The following is a 16,520-nucleotide window of genomic DNA, read 5'->3' on the forward strand; positions in this document are numbered from 1 at the left end:
CTCCGGGGCGCGCCGCTTGGCGCGAACCCGGAATCTCGAGATTCCGGGTTCGACGCTTCGCATCGCCCCGGAATGACGGCCTTCGGCCCCCGAAACACACCGGTCCGCCCCGCTTCCCGCCCCCGCGTTAACCCTTTGCTAACCATACACCGGGCAAAAATTGCCGGGTGAAGTCGAGTGTCGTCAGCCGCGTAGAACGGGAGCTCCCGTGGACGCCAGTGCGGTGCCTCACTTTCGGAACGGCGGCCCTTCGGCCGCCGCGCAGACGTTTGGGGCGCGCGGACGGCAGTCGCGCGGGGAGGCAGCTACCATGGTCGACGTCACCGCGGGACAGGGCGTAGGCACCGCAAGGCCCTCGATTCCCTCCCTCAACGAGATCGTCAACGTCCTCAAGCGCGGCGACATCGCGCTGGCGCTCGGCATCCTCACCATCCTGGTGGTGCTGATCCTGCCGCTGCCCGCGATCGTGCTGGACCTGTTCCTGGCGATCTCGATCACGCTCTCGATCCTGATCCTGATGACCTCGCTGTTCATCCAGACACCGCTGGAATTCTCGGCCTTCCCGACCATCCTGCTGATCTCGACCATGCTGCGCCTGTCGCTCAACATGGCTTCGACCCGGCTGATCCTGTCGCACGGGCACGAGGGCACGGCTGCCGCCGGTCACGTCATCGAGGCCTTCGGCAGCTTCGTGATGGGCGGCAATTTCGTCATCGGCATCATCGTCTTCGCCATCCTGATCATCGTCAATTTCGTCGTCATCACCAAGGGTTCGGGCCGTATCGCCGAAGTCGCCGCCCGTTTCCACCTCGACGCCATGCCTGGCAAGCAGATGGCGATCGACGCCGACCTCGGCGCCGGCCTGATCGACGAGAAGGTCGCCAAGCATCGCCGCAAGGAGCTGGAGGACGAGAGCGGCTTCTTCGGCGCCATGGACGGTGCCTCCAAATTCGTCCGCGGCGACGCCATCGCCGGCCTTTTGATCGTCTTCATCAACGTCGTCGGCGGCATGATCATCGGCGTGGCGCAGCAGGGCATGTCCTTTGCCGACGCCGGGCGCAGTTACACGCTGCTGACCGTCGGTGACGGCCTCGTCACCCAGGTGCCGGCGCTGATCGTCTCGACCGCCGCCGGCCTGCTCGTCTCCAAGGCCGGCGTCTCCGGCGCCGCCGACAAGGCGCTGATGAAGCAGTTCTCCGGCTATCCGCAGGCGCTCGCGATGTCCTCGGCGGTCATGCTGGTGCTGGCGGCGCTGCCGGGCATTCCGACCATCCCCTTCCTGGCGCTCGGCGCCGGCGCCGGCGCGCTGGCCTGGCACGCCCGCAACCACAAGCGCACCGCCGTCAAGGCCGAGGAAGCCGCCATGGCCGCGCCGGTCGCCGGCCAGCCCGGTGCACCGGGCGCTGCGGCCGCCGAAGAGCCGATCTCGGCGGCGCTCAAGATCGACGACCTCAAGATCGAGCTCGGCTATGCGCTGCTGCCGCTGGTCAACGGCCCCGACGGCACCGACCGCCTGACCGAGCAGATCAAGGCGCTGCGCCGTTCGCTCGCGATCGAGATGGGTTTTGTGATGCCGGCGGTGCGCATCCTCGACAACGTCCAGCTCGAGGCCAACACCTACATCATCAAGATCAAGGAGGTCGACGCCGGCACCGGCAAGATCTGGCCGAACCAGTTCATGGTCATGGACCCCGGCGGCAGCCAGGTGCAGGTGCCCGGCATCCACACCACCGAGCCGACCTTCGGCCTGCCCGCGACCTGGGTCGACGCCAGCCTCAAGGAGGAGGCCTCGCTCAAGGGCTACACCGTCGTCGACGCCGCGACCGTGCTCTCGACCCACCTCACCGAGTTGCTCAAGGCCAACATGTCGGACCTGCTCTCCTATGGCGAGGTGCAGAAGCTGCTCAAGGAGCTGCCGAAGGAGCAGAGCGAACTGGTCAAGGACATCGTGCCGGGACAGGTCACGGTCTCCGGCATCCAGCGCGTGCTGCAACTCCTGCTCGCCGAGCGCATCTCGATCCGCGACCTCTCCACCATCCTCGAAGGCATCGCCGATTCGCTCGCCTTCTCGCGCAATCCCGCCACCATGGTCGAGCATGTCCGGGCCCGCCTGGCGCGGCAGATCTGCGCGCAGAACACCTCCTATGCCGGCTATCTGCCGCTGATCGCGCTGTCGGCGCGATGGGAGCAGGCCTTTGCCGAATCCATCATCGGTCAGGGCGAGGAGCGCAGCCTTGCGATGCAGCCCTCGAAATTGTCGGAGTTCATGACCGGCGTGCGCGAGGCGTTCGAGCGCGCCGCCCGCGAAGGCGAGGCGCCGGTGCTGGTCACGTCTGCGGCAATTCGTCCCTTCGTCCGCTCCCTGGTGGAGCGGTTCCGGGCCCAGACGACGGTGCTGTCGCAGGCCGAGATCCACCCCAGGGCGAGGTTGAAAACGGTCGGAAGCATCTGATTTGCCTTAAGAAGCCGTGTGTTTTTTGGACACAGGCAAATGGTTTTTGAGTTCCTGGCGCCTTGTGGACCAAGCCTCGACAAGGCGCCTGAGGGGCACATTACAGCTTTGAAATAATTAGCAAAACGCACGATCAAGGGTCGCTTTTGATCGCGATCTTTCACGTCCTGTCACGCTCTTGTGATGGCCTCTTGGGAACGAATCCCCCCAATACTAGGTTGTTGGGCACCGGAAGCATGAACCTGCCTGAAACGGCCGGCGACTACTTCGGGTAGATGGCGGCAGGAGGCTTCCATGAACCACTCGATCTACAGCGCAGATCGCGCGACCCATTTGAAAGTCGTGGTCGTCGCCCTCGTCGCAGGGATCGCGGTGGCGGGCCTCGGCATCACGGCACGCACGGGTTCGGACGAAGGTCTGACCCAGAGCGCCCGCGTCATCAAGGCTGACAAGCCGGTTGTTATCACCAGCGCGAATGCGTCCCTCGTTCGCTAAGGAGATCTGACGAGTTTTGTGAATTCACGCGGCTCTTTACCAGCCCCCCAAAGTCGCCACGTGGATATGTAGACGACCCCAACCCCAAGTCGACTACAGAAAGCGCCCGCCCCCCACGGGCGCTTTCTCATGTCTGGGGTAGGGATTGATAGAGGGCGAGAAGCAGCGGCATCCCCTGCTCATGTCCCGGACGCAGCGCGCGAGCGCAGCGAAGCAATCCAGAGTCTTTCCGCGGAGACAATGTCGATCCCGTTATCCTGAGGTGCGAGGCATGCGATGCAAACGCATCGCATGCGGAGCCTCGAAGGATGAACGGCCGAGATGCAGACGGGCTGTCGCCCTTCGAGGCCTCCGCTTCGCTCCGGCGCCTCAGGGTGACGATCTTAGATGTTGCTTGCGGCAGCATTCCTTATTCGCTTTCGACGTGGAGACACGCCTTCGCATCCTCGCGGCGCATCTCGCCCGAGCTTTGCTTCATCTCTTCGCCCTCGATTGAAAGAGGGCGCAGGGAAGACCGGGCGCCGGCTGGCACCCGAGGTCCACTGTGCGAAATCTGCGTAACAAGAAGCTGCACAGCGGCATACAGGTGTAGCCAGGACATCCCGGCCTTCCCTGCGCAGTGGCTTTACGGCTTATGTCGTGTTCTCCCCGGGGAGCGTTGCACTATTGCCCCCGTCGCCTTGCGGATGGCTGACGGATGCGTCCGGTTGGACGACACCCATCACCACAAGACTTGGCGCACAGACCCCGGGCGCCAGGACGACACGATTTTGCCGTACGCGGATCACACCGGTCGTGTGCGCGACGGCCTTGCTCACAGTTGCCCGCCCTGCAAAACCCTTCGCGCCGATGTCACCTGCGTCCACCGCCGCCCGGCCCGCGTTCGTGACGATCGCGATACGCCCCTCTTCCTTGGGCCGGGTTGAGGCGACACATACGTCATTTCCGAATTTCGGTAAAGTGGAATATTTTTGGCGCAGCGCGTTGACCCAGGGCTCGCGTGTTTTGCCCGTCGACCAACGCAAGGGCTTGTAGGGGGAGGAGCGCGAGACTACCGCGCCCCATAGCTCGGCGGCGGTGCCTGCACCGTCGGCGCTGCCGCGGCGAACAGCTCATCCTTGCTGCCGGTCAGCGGCGGATAGATGCGCTTGCGGTTGATGATGTTCTTGGTCGTCTTCGCGGCCGCACCGGTGGCGCGGACCTCGCGGTCCCACCCCTCGGTATAGAGCGCGCCCCAGCCGCCGAGATCGAGCACGGTCACGTACCAGTCGATCCGCAGCGGCAGCAGCGGCAAGCCGGCGAGATCGGCGACCACATTGTGGCCGGCGAAGCGGCCCATGGGGCGCGCGAACTGGCAGGACATCACGGTCGGATGCAGCCCGTCGACCACGCTGGAGGCGACATCGCCGGCCGCGAACACGCCGCCGACATCCGCAACCCGCATGAAGGGATCGACCAGCAGACGCCCGAGCCGGTCGCGCGCGTCCGGAAAGCACGCAGCCAGGGGGCTCGCACGCATGCCGGCGCACCAGATCACCGTCTGCGTCGGAATGAATTCGCCGGAGCTCAAGCGAATGCCGGCCGCCTCGACCGAGACGACGCGCACGCCGAGGCGCATCTCGACGTCGAGCGCGGCCAACGCCGTCTCGATGACGGGGCGCGCCGGCGTGCCGATGGTGGCGCCGGCCGCGGCGTTGGGGTCGACCAGGATGATGCGGCGGCTGCCGGTGATGCCCGCGCGCGCCAGCCTGTCGGGCATCTCGGCCGCAACCTCGATGCCGGTAAAGCCTGCGCCGACCACCACCACCGTCGAACGCCCTGGCGACGGCGCGCTGCGGCCGAGCGAGACGAGATGATCCTCGAGGTGGAGCGCCGCGGTATAGGTATCGACATCGAAGGCGTGCTCGGCAAGGCCTGGAATGTCGGGACGCATCACCTCGCTGCCGAGCGCCAGCACCAGGCGGTCATAGACCAGCGTCTGCTCGCCGCTGCTCGTGACCAGCGAAATTTCGTGCCGGACCGGATCGATGGCTTCGACCTCGCCGATCTCGTGACTGACACCGACGGGATCGAGCAGCTGCGGCAACGGGATCGCGACCTCGCTGAGATCGACCTCGTAATTGCGCACACGGATGTTGTGATAGGGATTGCGATCGATCAGGCAGATCTCGATGTCGCTGACAGCACCGATCTCGTCGCGCTTGCGTGCGGCACCGATGGCCGCCCACAGGCCTGCAAATCCGGCGCCGAGCACGACGATACGCGCCATGTCCGTTGACTGCACTTTCCCAATGGAACGACAAGGGAACGACAAGCGATCGAGCGGTCTACCCGCACAGGTAGATATAGCTCATCGCCGCGAATGGGCCAACTGTGATCCGCAGGACGAAACCGGGGCGCGCCTCACGCCTCGCGTATTTCCGACGGTGTCGCGCCAAAGCGCTTGCGGAACGCACGGTTGAAATAGGACAAATCGGAAAAGCCCGAGGAATGCGCGATGTCGCTGATCTTGCGCGCCCTGGCGCGGGGATCGCCGAGCAGCTTGCGCGCCTGCAGCAGGCGCTGCTCCAGCACGAATTCGGTGAAGGTCGTGCCGGCCTGCTCGAACAGGCGTTGCGCCTGGCGTGGGCTCAAGCCCGAGCGCGTCGCGATCTCGGACAGGCAGAGATCGTTGCGGCCGAGCGCGGCCATCACATCGGCGCGCATGAGGTCGAGGCGCGCCGCCGCATGGCCGCGGCCGCGCGCAAGACTTGCATGCTCGGCATCGGTGCCGAGCAGGAGGCCAACCAGATCGACCATATGCTGCGCGGTCAGGCGCTGGCCCACCGCGTCGAGATGCGGCGCGTGATTGGCGGCGAGCGCATGGTAGCGGAAGATGGTCTCGGCGACCGCACCGTCGCTGAGCACTTGCGACAGCTTGTCCTCGGTACGCGGATTGATGTCGAGCAACGCGCGGCGCGGCATGCGGATGGTGGTGAAGCGGTTTTCATCGGTGTGACCGACGGTGCCGGTGATGCTCATGTCGACGAGCACCATCTGCGCGGGCGCAAGCTCCACGGTGTGGCCATTCTGCCCGACACGGACGAGGCCGGCATGTGCGGCGATCAGCACGAGGTCGTCGCTGCCGTCGGCAAGGTGGCTCTGGGTGCGGGAATATTGCGCGGAGGCGCCTTCCGGAATGGCGAGCGCGATGTTGTCGACCACGCTGATCTGGAGCCGGCAATCGATGCTGTCGCCATGGCTCGGCCCGATATCGAGACCGCAGGCACCGAAGGCCCGCTCGCGCCAATGCTCGAACGCAGGGCCGTGCGGCAGTCCGGTGTATTGGTGAACGAAGATGCCGGGCGTTTTCGCTGCATCCATTTGTTTTCTAGCCCCTCTTTCGGCTCCGCGATCGGCGGCGCCGACTGCAATTTCCGGGAATTTGACGCCACGAATTGCGGCAAGGTTCAAATCGGGGGCGGATTCAGGGCGACTTGTCGAGATGCGACGGCAGGATGGACCGTGGCGACAGGGACGCGGCTTCGTAGCCCGGATGGAGCGAAGCGTAATCCGGGGTTGTCGCCTGATGGCGCGGTGGTCCCGGATTGCGCTGCGCTCCATCCGGGCTACGGGGCCTACTTCTTCGCGGGCGCCTGCGGCTGGGACGGCGGCACGGTCTCGATCAGCTTACCGGAAAAGATGGGGGCCGAGGTCGGCTGGCCGTTGGGCGAGCCGCCGGCCTGCTCGACCGTGACCGCGTAGGTGGCGCCGTTGACGACTTCGGAATCATAGGAGGCGAGCAGCGGACGCGCGGTGAATTCGCCGGCGCCGATCACACCGAGCGAGCGCGGGCGCGGCAGCTTGTCGGAGATCAGCCAGAGCTCGAAGCTCTTGCCGGGCTCCGGCGTCGCGCCGACCTTGCGCACGGTAAAGTTCTTGGTCGCGCCGTCGATGGTGAGGATGAAGGCGGGGCCGCCGCCCTGGCCCTGCAGCAGCGCGACATATTGCGCGGCGGCGGTGAGCGGCGGGGCCGGCGTCTTCACTTCCACCGTCTGAATGCGCGGCGGCGAACGCAGTGCGCCCGGCAGCGCGTCGGGATAGAGTATCTGTAGGGACAGCGTGACGAGCAGCGCCGCCGCAAGCGCGCCGACGGCGGATGCGATGTTGCGCCAGCGCTTCACGCGGCCCTCGAGGCGGATCACGTTGGTGTCGTCGGCGATCGGCACCTGCGGCGTCCGGACGACCTCGGGATCGGGCGCGTGGACCTGCGGCATGAACACCGGCGCGATGTCGGGTATCGGATCGGATCCGGAGCGCGTCGGCTCGGGCTGCTCTGCTTCGGGAGGCTGCGGCTCTGGTTGCGGCACCTGCTCCAGCGGCGCTTCCGGCGGTGCGGCTTCGACGGGCGGGACTGGCGGCGGTACGACGTCGGCCAGAACAGGCGGCTGCTGCGCAAGCACCGTGCGCGCGATCTCGGACCTGATGTTCTCCCACACGACCGGACGCGGCTCGACCGAGCCGACCATCTGGTTGAGGGCGCCGAGCCGATAGGCCCAGGCCTGCACGATGTCGGCGAACGCCGGGTCCACCGCCATCATGGTCTCGACCTGCGCGCGCTCATCGGCCTCGAGCGTACCGAGCGCATATTCCGCGGCGAGCGCGATATGGTCCTCCGAGTAGGCCATCACATGCAGTCCAGAACCACCCTCACCGTATAAACCTTCATAGTCCGAGGCACTCCCGGATATCCAACATGCTGCGCCGGAGCCACGTCTTCACCGTGTTGACGGGAGCGGCGAATTTCTCCGCCAATTGCTCGCGGCTCCAGCCGTTGTAATAGGCGAGAAGCACGAGCCGCTGACGGTCGGGCTCGAGCCGGCCGATGCATTCCAGCAGCCGCTTCAACTCCTCGGTCATCTCCCGGCGCGCCAGCGGATCGGGGCTGTCGGCCGCGACCTCCATCGCCTGCGGCTCCTCCTCGATCGAGACCTCCGACTTCTTGCGCACGATGTCGATCGCACGGTTGCGCGCGATCGAGGCCATCCACGTGATCGGCGACGACAGCGCGGGATTGAACTGGCCGGCACTGTTCCAGATCTTGACGTAGGTCTCCTGAATGACCTCCTCTGCGAGATCCTGTCGGCGCAAGATACGGAGCACGACGCCATAGAGTTTCGCGCGCGTGGCGGCGTAGAGGCGCTCGAACGCCGCCTGATCGCCCTTCGCCACCGCCTCGATCAACCCGACCAGCTCTGCTGGCGTCAGCATTCAGCCCCCCAACCTTCCTCCCTCTCCCCCGCCTGCGGGGTCGGGACGAGCTACGCTCGCCCTGAGAGGGTCGGGGTGAGGGGGAGTCTCCGCAAGGGAGGTTGCAGACGGACCCGCGGAGAGTCCCCCTCACCCGGATCGCGCCGGACGATGCTACGCATCGCCGGGGCAATCCGACCTCTCCCCTCAAAGCGGGGCGAGGTAAACCACGCACCACCATAGCGCGTGGCCAAGCCGACCACCAAGGGGTGCGGCGCCACACTGTGGATAGCACATGCGAAAACCCGGACCTTGCGGGTCCGGGTTTTACAAATTCTCGGCGGTTTGGCCGCTGGCTGTGTCTTTAGGCGACGGCGCCGATGCGGGCGCGCATCAGGCCGATGCTGTCGAGGTCGGCCTGCTCGCGGGCATTTTCCTCGGCGCGCTCGCGGGCCTGGTCGCGCTCGTCCAGGAGCTCGACCTTCTTGAGCTCCTCAAAGGCCTCGGCCAGCGCGGCCTTGGCTTCGTCGAGCTGGCCCTTGAGCTCGTCGGCCGAGCGGGTCAGGTTCTCGCGGCGCTGAATGGCGGCCTTGGCATAGGTCGGATAGGCGAAGTGCGAGGGATCGTTGATCCCGGCACGCTCCTGCTCGGTCGTGATCTCGCGTTCAAGATCGGTCGACATCCGCTGGAAGTCGGCGATCATGGTCTCGATCTGGGTGACCCGGCGGCGCTTCTCGTCGACCTGAAACTTCTTCAGGCGGATGAGGGTATCTCGTGACTTCATCGACTCATACTCCCCAGAAGTCCCCTCGCTGCACGTGGGACGTCACCGGTCTCCCCACAGGCCCGACTGGGGCCAAGACCGGCTCTGCTACTCTGTGGGATGGGATGATGACCTGACAAAGTTAGCGTTCCGTTTCCAAATTACCGAGGATATGCGCCAATTGGCGATAGCCGTCAGCCAGAGACGCATTTTCGTCCTTGCGCTGGCGCAGGAACGCCTCGAGCGGTTCGTGCAGGCGGATCGCCTCGTCGACCTCGGGGCTGGAGCCGGCCCGGTAGGCGCCGAGCCGGATCAATTCCTCCATGTCGGCATAGGTCGCCATCACCGCGCGCGCCTTCTGGATGGTCGGCCAGAACTGCGGATCGGCCGATTTCGGCATGGTGCGGGAGACGGATTTGAGGATGTTGATGGCGGGGTAGCGGCCGCGCTCGGCGATCGAGCGCTGCATCACGATGTGGCCGTCAAGGATGCCGCGGACGGCGTCCGCAATCGGCTCGTTATGATCGTCGCCGTCGACCAGCACCGTGAAGATCGCGGTGATGGCGCCCTCCCCGAGGCCCGGCCCGGCGCGCTCCAGAAGTTTCGGCAACTCGGTGAAGACGGTCGGGGTGTAGCCCTTGGCCGTCGGCGGCTCGCCGGCGGACAGGCCGATCTCGCGCTGGGCCATGGCAAAGCGCGTCACCGAATCCATCAGGCAGAGCACGTCCTGGTTCTCGTCGCGAAAATATTCGGCGACCGCGAGCGTCAGGTACGCCGCCTGGCGGCGCATCAGCGCCGGCTCGTCGGAGGTCGCAACCACGACGACGGAGCGCGCGAGGCCCTCCTCGCCGAGGTCGTCCTGCAAGAATTCCTGAACCTCGCGGCCGCGTTCGCCGATCAGCCCGATGACGCTGACCGCGGCATCGACGTTGCGCGCGAGCATCGACAGCAGCACCGATTTGCCGACGCCGGACCCTGCGAAGATGCCCATGCGCTGGCCGCGGCAGCAGGTGAGGAAGGTGTTCATCGCGCGCACGCCGAGATCGAGCGGAGCGCCGACACGCTTGCGCGAATGCGCCGGGGGCGGCGCATTGCGGAACGGCATCGGCGAAGCGCCTTGCGGCAGCGGCCCCTTGCCGTCGATCGGCTCGCCCAGCGCGTTGACGACGCGGCCGAGCCAGGCCGACGACGGCCGCACCAGATTGGCGGCATTGGCGATGACGGCCTTGCAGCCGCGGCGCACGCCGTCGAGGCCGGCGAACGGCATCACCACAGCATTGTTGCCGGAGAAGCCGATCACCTCACAGGGAATCGAACGGTTGGCGCCGGTCTCGATCACCAGCCGCGCGCCGACCGACATTGCGTGGATGGGGCCGGCCACCTCGACCATCAGGCCGCGCACACCGACGACGCGGCCGTAAATATTGATGCCGTCGATATCGCCGATCTGTTCGGCAAGCGCCTTCATAAGAGAGCCTTCATCAGGAGCGCGCTTTCATATGAGGCTTCATAGAATGGCCGCCCGCTTTCGTGAGCCCCGGGCCTTCACGGGGAAAACCTTAAGTTTCGCCATATTTCTGAACGGCGCTTAACTTCGTGTTTACCCGCATCATTAATCATTGCGTCACTGTCTTTGTGACTGAGCGTGACTCCCCTTCAGAAGAAGGCTGAGTCGCGGGAGTCGGTTAGGCCCGTCTCTTAAAGTGGAACTTGAACAGAACCGGGTGACGAAAGCTGCTTCGTACACAAGACCTTAGGGCGATTCGACAAAAATTGCACCCGGGGGACTTGCGTTCCAGAATCAGGATTTGTTAACCATCTGTTGTCAGGATCCGAATCAGTTGTTCAAAGGCGTTTTGTTGAGTGCCGCGAATGCGGCCGACCTGACGCCCAGGAGCGGCGACTATGGGGAACTGGCATGCGCGTTTTGCTGATTGAAGATGACAGCGCCGTCGCGCAGTCGATCGAGCTGATGCTGAAGTCTGAGAGCTTCAACGTCTACACGACCGATTTGGGGGAAGAAGGCGTCGATCTCGGTAAATTATACGATTACGACATTATCCTTCTCGACCTCAACCTGCCCGACATGTCCGGCTACGACGTGCTCAAGCAGCTTCGGGTCTCCAAGATCAAGACACCGATCCTGATCCTCTCCGGCCTCGCCGGCATCGAGGACAAGGTCAAGGGTCTCGGCGTCGGCGCCGACGACTACATGACCAAGCCCTTCCATAAAGACGAGCTGGTGGCCCGCATCCACGCGATCGTGCGCCGCTCCAAGGGCCATGCCCAGTCGGTCATCCAGACCGGCGACCTCGTCGTCAACCTCGACACCAAGACGGTGGAAGTCGGCGGCCAGCGCGTGCATCTGACCGGCAAGGAATATCAGATGCTGGAGCTGCTCTCGCTCCGCAAGGGCACGACGCTCACCAAGGAAATGTTCCTCAACCACCTCTATGGCGGCATGGACGAGCCCGAGCTGAAGATCATCGACGTCTTCATCTGCAAGCTCCGCAAGAAGCTGGCCAACGCTTCCGAGGGACGCAATTTCATCGAGACCGTCTGGGGCCGCGGCTACGTGCTGCGCGAGCCACACGAGCACGAAGAGCGCATTCCCGCCTGATCTTCTGGGTTTACGTCGCAAGCCCTCCCGGGCTTGCTCCTCCCAGCCTGGACCCCGCCGCAAATGGCGGGGTTTTGTTTTTTGGGGATGCCAAGGCAGGTTCAAAGGCGGCTTCATCGCCCTCCTCCCATTGAACCGCTATCCTCCTCCCATCGACGAATGGTCGCTGCACGATGGGGGAACGATGATCCTGCAATCACTGGCCGGCCTGCCCGCCTTCCTGGTCTATTTCTGCACCGGGCTGATCGCGATCGTGGCGTATCTGTTCGTCTATACCCGCATCACCGCGCATAACGAGTTCCAGCTGATCCGCGACAACGAGCCGGCGGCGGCGATCGCGCTCGGCCTCAGCCTGCTCGGCTTCGTGGCGCCGCTGGTCAGCGCCATCGCACATTCGGCCAACGTGCTGGACTGCCTGATCTGGGCGATGATCGCGCTGATCGTGCAGGTCATCGTGTTCTTTCTCGTGCGCGTGCCGGTGCCGAACCTGTCGGCGCGGATCGCGGCCGGCGAGCTGGCGCCGGCCATCTGGCTCGGGCTGTCCTCACTCGCGGCGGGACTGCTCAACGCCGCCAGCATGATCTATTGAGATGGCCGACAAACCTTCCAACAAGCAGTTCGGCAAGCGCCGGCCACGCCTGCCACAGCCATTGCCGTTGCCGGCCAAAGAGCCGGTGAAGCGCTCCGGCCATGTCGCGCTCCTGGTGATGGGCACGCTCGCGGTCGGCACCACCGCGTACACGATGATGCCGCGGCAGAATTGCGAGCCCCCTCCGCCCGGAACGGACCCGGCGGTGCAGACAAGCACCAATTGCAGCAGCAGAAGCAGCTCCTCGAGCAGCGGCAGCTCGCGCTGGTCGTCACGGTCGAGCTTCTTCAGCAGCGATTCCTCGAGCCATTCCTCATCGGGCACGTCGTCCGATTCCGGTCACAGCAGCGTCAGCCGCGGCGGCTTCGGCTCGTTCGGCCATGGCTTCTCGGGCGGGGGCTAACAATGCAGCGCATCACGTGCCTGGAGCGCGACGATTGGCGAGAGACCGCGGCGCAATGCGGCTTCGTCTTCCACACCATCGACGGCGAGCGCTATTGGGACGAGCGCGCCTATTACGGCTTCACGCTCGACGAGATCGAGCGCGGCATCGAGACGCCGACCGCCGAGATCGAGGCGATGTGCCTGGAGCTTGCCGGCCGCGTCATCGGCGAGGAGCGATACCTGCGGCGCTTGCAGATTCCGGAAGCGTTCTGGAGCCTGATCGCCGAGAGCTGGCAGCGCGACGACCGCAGCCTCTATGGCCGGCTCGATTTGAAGTTCGACGGCAAGTCGCGGGCAAAACTGCTCGAATACAACGCGGATACGCCGACCTCGATCTTCGAGGCCGCGGTGTTTCAATGGACCTGGCTCGAGCAGGCGATCGAGCGCCGTATCATCCCTGTTCGCGCCGATCAGTTCAACTCCATCCATGAGCGACTGATCGCGGCGTGGAAGGAGATCGCCGCGGGCCGTCACGTCCATCTCACCGGCACCACCGACAACTCGGAAGACGCCGGCACGCTCGCTTATCTCGAAGACACCGCGCGCCAGGCCGGCCTCTCAACCAGGCTGCTCGACATCGAAGAGGTCGGCTGGCGCGATGAGCCTGGCGGCTTCGTCGACCTCGACGAGGCCGACATCGCACTCGCCTTCAAGCTCTATCCCTGGGAATGGATGTTCCACGATTCCTTCGGCGCGAAGTTGAAGGACGCGGCCACGCGCTGGATCGAACCGCCGTGGAAGGCGGTGCTCTCCAACAAGGGCATCTTGCCGCTGCTCTGGGAGATGTTTCCGAACCATCCCCATCTGCTGCCGGCGTTCTTCGAGGATGACGCGCGGGCAGCGGAACTCGGAACATCCTACGTACGCAAGCCGCTGCTGTCGCGCGAAGGCGCCAATGTCACGATCGTGTCCGGCGGCGTGTCGCTCGATGAGCAGGAAGGTCCCTACGGCGCCGAAGGTTTTGTGCGCCAGGCGCTCTCGCCGCTGCCGAATTTTTCAGGCTTTTATCCGGTGGTGGGAAGCTGGCTGGTGAACCACGAGCCGTGCGGATTGTCGATCCGCGAGGACGAGAGCCCGATCACCGGCAACCGCTCGCGGTTTCTGCCGCATGCGATTTTGTGAGTGCAATGGCGCATGAGACGTATCTCTCGGCGCAATTGAAAGTATCGTAGGGTGGGCAAAGCGAAGCGTGCCCACCATTTCTGTTGCAGTGTTGGATCGATGGTGGGCACGGCGCAAGTCACCGCGCCGCGGCAACCTTCAACGACGGCGGCATCAATCCGCCCATGGGGCGGCCGGAACGTGCGGGGTTGAGCTGGTAGAGACCGCGGCGCTCGGCGATGGGACGGAACGCATCGGTGATGCCGACGACCGATTCGGCAGCGCCGAGCAGCAGCGTGCCGTCGGCCTCCAGGCCCTTCGCCATCCGCTCGAAGATCACCGCCTTGGTGTCCTGGTCGAAATAGATCAGAACGTTGCGGCAGAAGATCACGTCGAAGGTGCCGAGATGGGAGAAGTCCTGCAGCAGATTGAGCTGGCGGAACTGCACCATGGCGCGAATGTCGGCATTGAGCTGCCAGGTCTCGCCGGATTGCGTGAAGTACTTCATCAGGTGCTGGATCGGCAGGCCGCGCTGCACCTCGAACTGGCTGTAGATTCCGGCCTTGGATTTCTCCAGCACCTCCTGCGACAGATCGGTGGCGACGATCTCGATGCGCCAGCCGGCCAACGCTGCCCCCATCTCCTTCACGCACATCGCGATTGAATAGGGCTCCTGGCCGGTCGATGACGCCGCCGACCAGATGCGCAAGCTCTTGCGCGCCGCCCGCGCCTTGATCAGGCCCGGCAGGATGGTGTCGCGCAAGTGATCGAACGGGATCTTGTCGCGATAGAAGAAGGTCTCGTTGGTGGTCATCGCTTCGACCACGTCGGTCGCAAGCCGGCCGTCGCCGTTCCTGATCTTCAGCACCAGATCGGGAATGCCTGATAGACTCGCCTTGCGCGCCAGCGGCAAGAGCCGGCTCTCGACCAGATATTGCTTGTCGGGGGACAGATCGAGGCCGGAGCGCTCTTTCAGGAACTTGCGCAGATAATCGTAATCAACCGGCGTCACGCGCGATCTCCCGCGAACAGGCGGTTGACCTTGGCGCCGATCTGGTTGAGCGGCAGGATCGCCGCGCAGATGCCGGCATTGGCCGCCGCGCCCGGCATGCCCCAGACCACGCTGGAGGCTTCGTCCTGCGCGATGACGCTGCCGCCGGCGGCAACGATGTCCTTGCCGCCGCGCATGCCGTCCGAGCCCATCCCGGTCAGGATCACGGAGAGGATGCTGCCGTGCCAGATGTCGATGGCGGAGGTGAAGAGCGGATCGACCGCGGGCTTGCAGAAATTGACGGCGGGGCCGTCGTCGAGCGCGATCACGGTATCCGCACCGCTGCGCGCCACGCGCATGTGCTTGCCGCCGGGCGCGAGATAAATCCGTCCCGGCTTCACCGGCTCGCCGTCGACCGCCTCGGCGGCCGGCTTACGGCTCGAACGCGCCAGATGCTCGGCAAGGATGGTGGTGAAGGTCGGCGGCATGTGCTGGGTGATCAGCACCGGGAAGCGGTCGATCACCGGGCCGAGCTCGGTGACGAGCGCCATCAGCGCCTGCGGACCGCCGGTCGAGGAGCCGATCAGCAGCACCTTGGGGGTCTGAGTGGAGAACGGGCGCATGGTGAGCGCCCCCGACGCAGCAGGCACCGCCGGAGCGGGCGCTATGGGCCGCGCAACAGGACTACGCGGAGCCGGAGCCGGGCTCGCCGGCGCCAGCGGCGGGCTTGCCACCGCGGACTTGCGACGCAGCCGCGCACCGAGGTGGCGGATCTTCTGGATCAGGTCGTGATGAAAGATGTCCGCGGCCGACGCCTCGCGCGTCGATTCCGGCTTCGGAATGTAATCGGCGGCGCCGAGCGACAGCGCCTTGAAGCTGATCTCCGCGTTACGGCGGGTCAACGTCGAGGCCATGATGATGACGAGATCGCGCTTCTTCGCAAGCAGCTGCGGCAGCGCCGAGATGCCGTCGAGCTCGGGCATTTCGATGTCGAGCACGGCAACGTCAGGATTGATGCGTTCGATCTGGTTGACCGCTTCGAGCCCGGTGCGCAGCGAGGCAGCGACCTCCATGTCGTGCTCGGCGCCGATCCACCGCGAGATCAGACCGCGGATGACGACGGAGTCGTCGACGATCATCACCCGCAGCGGCCCCGCTTCGCGCGAGCCGGTCGTGGCCGAATTACCTGCGAACGCAACACTCATTACTCACCAACTCAGACTGAAAGGGTACAGTTGAAAACAAGCGCCGAAGAATCCCTTCGGCCTCAGGCAGATCGCTCAGATGAGGCCGACTTCCTGGAATTTCGCCGTCACGATGTCCTTGTCGAACGGCTTCATGATGTACTCGTTGGCGCCGGCATGCAGCGCGCGCGCGATATGCGCCACGTCGTTCTCGGTGGTGCAGAACACCACCTTGGGCTGATCGCCGCCGGGCATGCGCCTGAGATGGCCGAGGAACTCGTAGCCGTCCATCACGGGCATGTTCCAGTCGAGCAGCACCGCATCGGGCAAGCCGCGCTTGCAGGCCTCCAGCGCCTTCTCACCGTCCTCGGCTTCGAGGATCTGGAAGTCGAGGCCCTCCAGGATCCGGCGCGCAACCTTGCGGATGACGCTGGAATCATCAACGACGAGACAAGTTCGCATGTGAACCTCTGCTTCCTCCCCCTTTGCGGGGGGCACTTCCAATTACTGGCACGTCGGCGGCGAGCCGCCGTATCAGGCCGCCATCATTTCCGGCGCGAGCTCGAGGACGCGATCGACGTCGAGGACGACCATGAGCTGTCCCTCGAGGCGGTGGACGCCGCCGGCGAGCTTGGCCATGCGAGGGTCGAGG

The 16,520-nt window shown here is 65.0% G+C and carries 15 protein-coding genes and 1 pseudogene; 6 read left to right on the forward strand and 10 right to left on the reverse strand.

Translation table 11 applies throughout. The features are described 5' to 3' along the window. The first annotated feature begins 310 nt into the window (after nucleotides 1-310). Nucleotides 311-2,452: a flagellar biosynthesis protein FlhA gene (gene flhA, locus GGD66_RS39120; protein WP_179734732.1), complete on the forward strand. Its 2,142-nt coding sequence runs from the start codon at nucleotides 311-313 to the stop codon at nucleotides 2,450-2,452. 294 nt (nucleotides 2,453-2,746) lie between these two features. Continuing rightward, nucleotides 2,747-2,947 carry a hypothetical protein gene (locus GGD66_RS39125; protein ID WP_092253926.1) on the forward strand — a complete coding sequence of 67 codons (201 nt, stop codon included), beginning with the start codon at nucleotides 2,747-2,749 and terminating at the stop codon, nucleotides 2,945-2,947. A 1,051-nt stretch (nucleotides 2,948-3,998) separates the two neighbouring features. Here GGD66_RS39125 and GGD66_RS39130 read toward each other — a convergent pair. From GGD66_RS39130 to fliI, 6 genes are all read right to left on the reverse strand, one after another. Further along, on the reverse strand, nucleotides 3,999-5,216 hold the full coding sequence (locus GGD66_RS39130) for an NAD(P)/FAD-dependent oxidoreductase (protein WP_183261928.1): 1,218 nt from the start codon (nucleotides 5,214-5,216) through the stop codon (nucleotides 3,999-4,001). Between the two features lie 134 nt (nucleotides 5,217-5,350). Continuing rightward, on the reverse strand, nucleotides 5,351-6,310 hold the full coding sequence (locus GGD66_RS39135; protein ID WP_183261930.1) for an AraC family transcriptional regulator: 960 nt from the start codon (nucleotides 6,308-6,310) through the stop codon (nucleotides 5,351-5,353). A gap of 254 nt (nucleotides 6,311-6,564) precedes the next feature. Next, nucleotides 6,565-7,614, reverse strand: a complete 1,050-nt coding sequence (locus GGD66_RS39140; protein WP_183261932.1) for an anti-sigma factor domain-containing protein — start codon at nucleotides 7,612-7,614, stop codon at nucleotides 6,565-6,567. 37 nt (nucleotides 7,615-7,651) lie between these two features. Then, nucleotides 7,652-8,197, reverse strand: coding sequence for a sigma-70 family RNA polymerase sigma factor (locus tag GGD66_RS39145; protein ID WP_018316925.1), 546 nt, complete (start codon nucleotides 8,195-8,197; stop codon nucleotides 7,652-7,654). 343 nt (nucleotides 8,198-8,540) lie between these two features. Further along, nucleotides 8,541-8,960, reverse strand: coding sequence for a flagellar export protein FliJ (gene fliJ / locus GGD66_RS39150; protein WP_008138882.1), 420 nt, complete (start codon nucleotides 8,958-8,960; stop codon nucleotides 8,541-8,543). A gap of 121 nt (nucleotides 8,961-9,081) precedes the next feature. Beyond that, nucleotides 9,082-10,407 (reverse strand): flagellar protein export ATPase FliI, encoded by a 1,326-nt coding sequence (fliI, locus tag GGD66_RS39155; protein WP_018316924.1) that lies wholly within the window; start codon nucleotides 10,405-10,407, stop codon nucleotides 9,082-9,084. A gap of 450 nt (nucleotides 10,408-10,857) precedes the next feature. Here fliI and ctrA point away from each other — a divergent pair, with 450 nt between their 5' ends. From ctrA to GGD66_RS39175, 4 genes are all read left to right on the forward strand, one after another. Then, a complete protein-coding gene (ctrA, locus tag GGD66_RS39160) occupies nucleotides 10,858-11,559 on the forward strand; it encodes a response regulator transcription factor CtrA (protein ID WP_008138878.1) in 702 nt (233 codons plus the stop codon). A 184-nt stretch (nucleotides 11,560-11,743) separates the two neighbouring features. Continuing rightward, complete coding sequence (locus tag GGD66_RS39165) at nucleotides 11,744-12,148, forward strand: DUF350 domain-containing protein (RefSeq protein WP_026201752.1); 405 nt, start codon at nucleotides 11,744-11,746, stop codon at nucleotides 12,146-12,148. Nucleotide 12,149: 1 nt separating this feature from the next. Next, nucleotides 12,150-12,551, forward strand: coding sequence for a hypothetical protein (locus GGD66_RS41890; RefSeq protein WP_179734740.1), 402 nt, complete (start codon nucleotides 12,150-12,152; stop codon nucleotides 12,549-12,551). A 2-nt stretch (nucleotides 12,552-12,553) separates the two neighbouring features. Then, nucleotides 12,554-13,714, forward strand: a complete 1,161-nt coding sequence (locus tag GGD66_RS39175; RefSeq protein WP_183261937.1) for a glutathionylspermidine synthase family protein — start codon at nucleotides 12,554-12,556, stop codon at nucleotides 13,712-13,714. Nucleotides 13,715-13,832: 118 nt separating this feature from the next. On the opposite strand, the gene GGD66_RS39180 is transcribed toward GGD66_RS39175, so the two are convergent. The 4 genes and pseudogenes from GGD66_RS39180 to GGD66_RS41895 all read right to left on the reverse strand — a co-directional run. Next, nucleotides 13,833-14,705: a protein-glutamate O-methyltransferase CheR gene (locus GGD66_RS39180; RefSeq protein ID WP_179734744.1), complete on the reverse strand. Its 873-nt coding sequence runs from the start codon at nucleotides 14,703-14,705 to the stop codon at nucleotides 13,833-13,835. Continuing rightward, nucleotides 14,702-15,889, reverse strand: coding sequence for a chemotaxis response regulator protein-glutamate methylesterase (locus GGD66_RS39185; protein ID WP_183261939.1), 1,188 nt, complete (start codon nucleotides 15,887-15,889; stop codon nucleotides 14,702-14,704). Before GGD66_RS39185 ends, GGD66_RS39180 begins: the two co-directional genes overlap by 4 nt. Nucleotides 15,890-15,964: 75 nt before the next feature. Beyond that, nucleotides 15,965-16,330, reverse strand: a complete 366-nt coding sequence (locus tag GGD66_RS39190; RefSeq protein ID WP_007600538.1) for a PleD family two-component system response regulator — start codon at nucleotides 16,328-16,330, stop codon at nucleotides 15,965-15,967. A 72-nt stretch (nucleotides 16,331-16,402) separates the two neighbouring features. After that, nucleotides 16,403-16,520 (reverse strand): annotated as a pseudogene (locus GGD66_RS41895) (chemotaxis protein CheW); the annotation flags it as partial.

The organism is Bradyrhizobium sp. CIR48 (assembly GCF_014198315.1).
In the GTDB taxonomy this organism is placed as follows: Bacteria; Pseudomonadota; Alphaproteobacteria; order Rhizobiales; family Xanthobacteraceae; genus Bradyrhizobium.

Coding starts and splice junctions, on each gene's coding strand:
- GGD66_RS41890 (WP_179734740.1), top strand. CDS start 12,150: ATGGCCGACAAACCTTCCAACAAGCAGTTCGGCAAGCGCCGGCCACGC.
- fliI (WP_018316924.1), bottom strand. CDS start 10,407: ATGAAGGCGCTTGCCGAACAGATCGGCGATATCGACGGCATCAATATT.
- GGD66_RS39130 (WP_183261928.1), bottom strand. CDS start 5,216: ATGGCGCGTATCGTCGTGCTCGGCGCCGGATTTGCAGGCCTGTGGGCG.
- flhA (WP_179734732.1), top strand. CDS start 311: ATGGTCGACGTCACCGCGGGACAGGGCGTAGGCACCGCAAGGCCCTCG.
- GGD66_RS39185 (WP_183261939.1), bottom strand. CDS start 15,889: ATGAGTGTTGCGTTCGCAGGTAATTCGGCCACGACCGGCTCGCGCGAA.
- fliJ (WP_008138882.1), bottom strand. CDS start 8,960: ATGAAGTCACGAGATACCCTCATCCGCCTGAAGAAGTTTCAGGTCGAC.
- GGD66_RS39165 (WP_026201752.1), top strand. CDS start 11,744: ATGATCCTGCAATCACTGGCCGGCCTGCCCGCCTTCCTGGTCTATTTC.
- GGD66_RS39135 (WP_183261930.1), bottom strand. CDS start 6,310: ATGGATGCAGCGAAAACGCCCGGCATCTTCGTTCACCAATACACCGGA.
- ctrA (WP_008138878.1), top strand. CDS start 10,858: ATGCGCGTTTTGCTGATTGAAGATGACAGCGCCGTCGCGCAGTCGATC.
- GGD66_RS39175 (WP_183261937.1), top strand. CDS start 12,554: ATGCAGCGCATCACGTGCCTGGAGCGCGACGATTGGCGAGAGACCGCG.
- GGD66_RS39125 (WP_092253926.1), top strand. CDS start 2,747: ATGAACCACTCGATCTACAGCGCAGATCGCGCGACCCATTTGAAAGTC.
- GGD66_RS39140 (WP_183261932.1), bottom strand. CDS start 7,614: ATGGCCTACTCGGAGGACCATATCGCGCTCGCCGCGGAATATGCGCTC.
- GGD66_RS39190 (WP_007600538.1), bottom strand. CDS start 16,330: ATGCGAACTTGTCTCGTCGTTGATGATTCCAGCGTCATCCGCAAGGTT.
- GGD66_RS39145 (WP_018316925.1), bottom strand. CDS start 8,197: ATGCTGACGCCAGCAGAGCTGGTCGGGTTGATCGAGGCGGTGGCGAAG.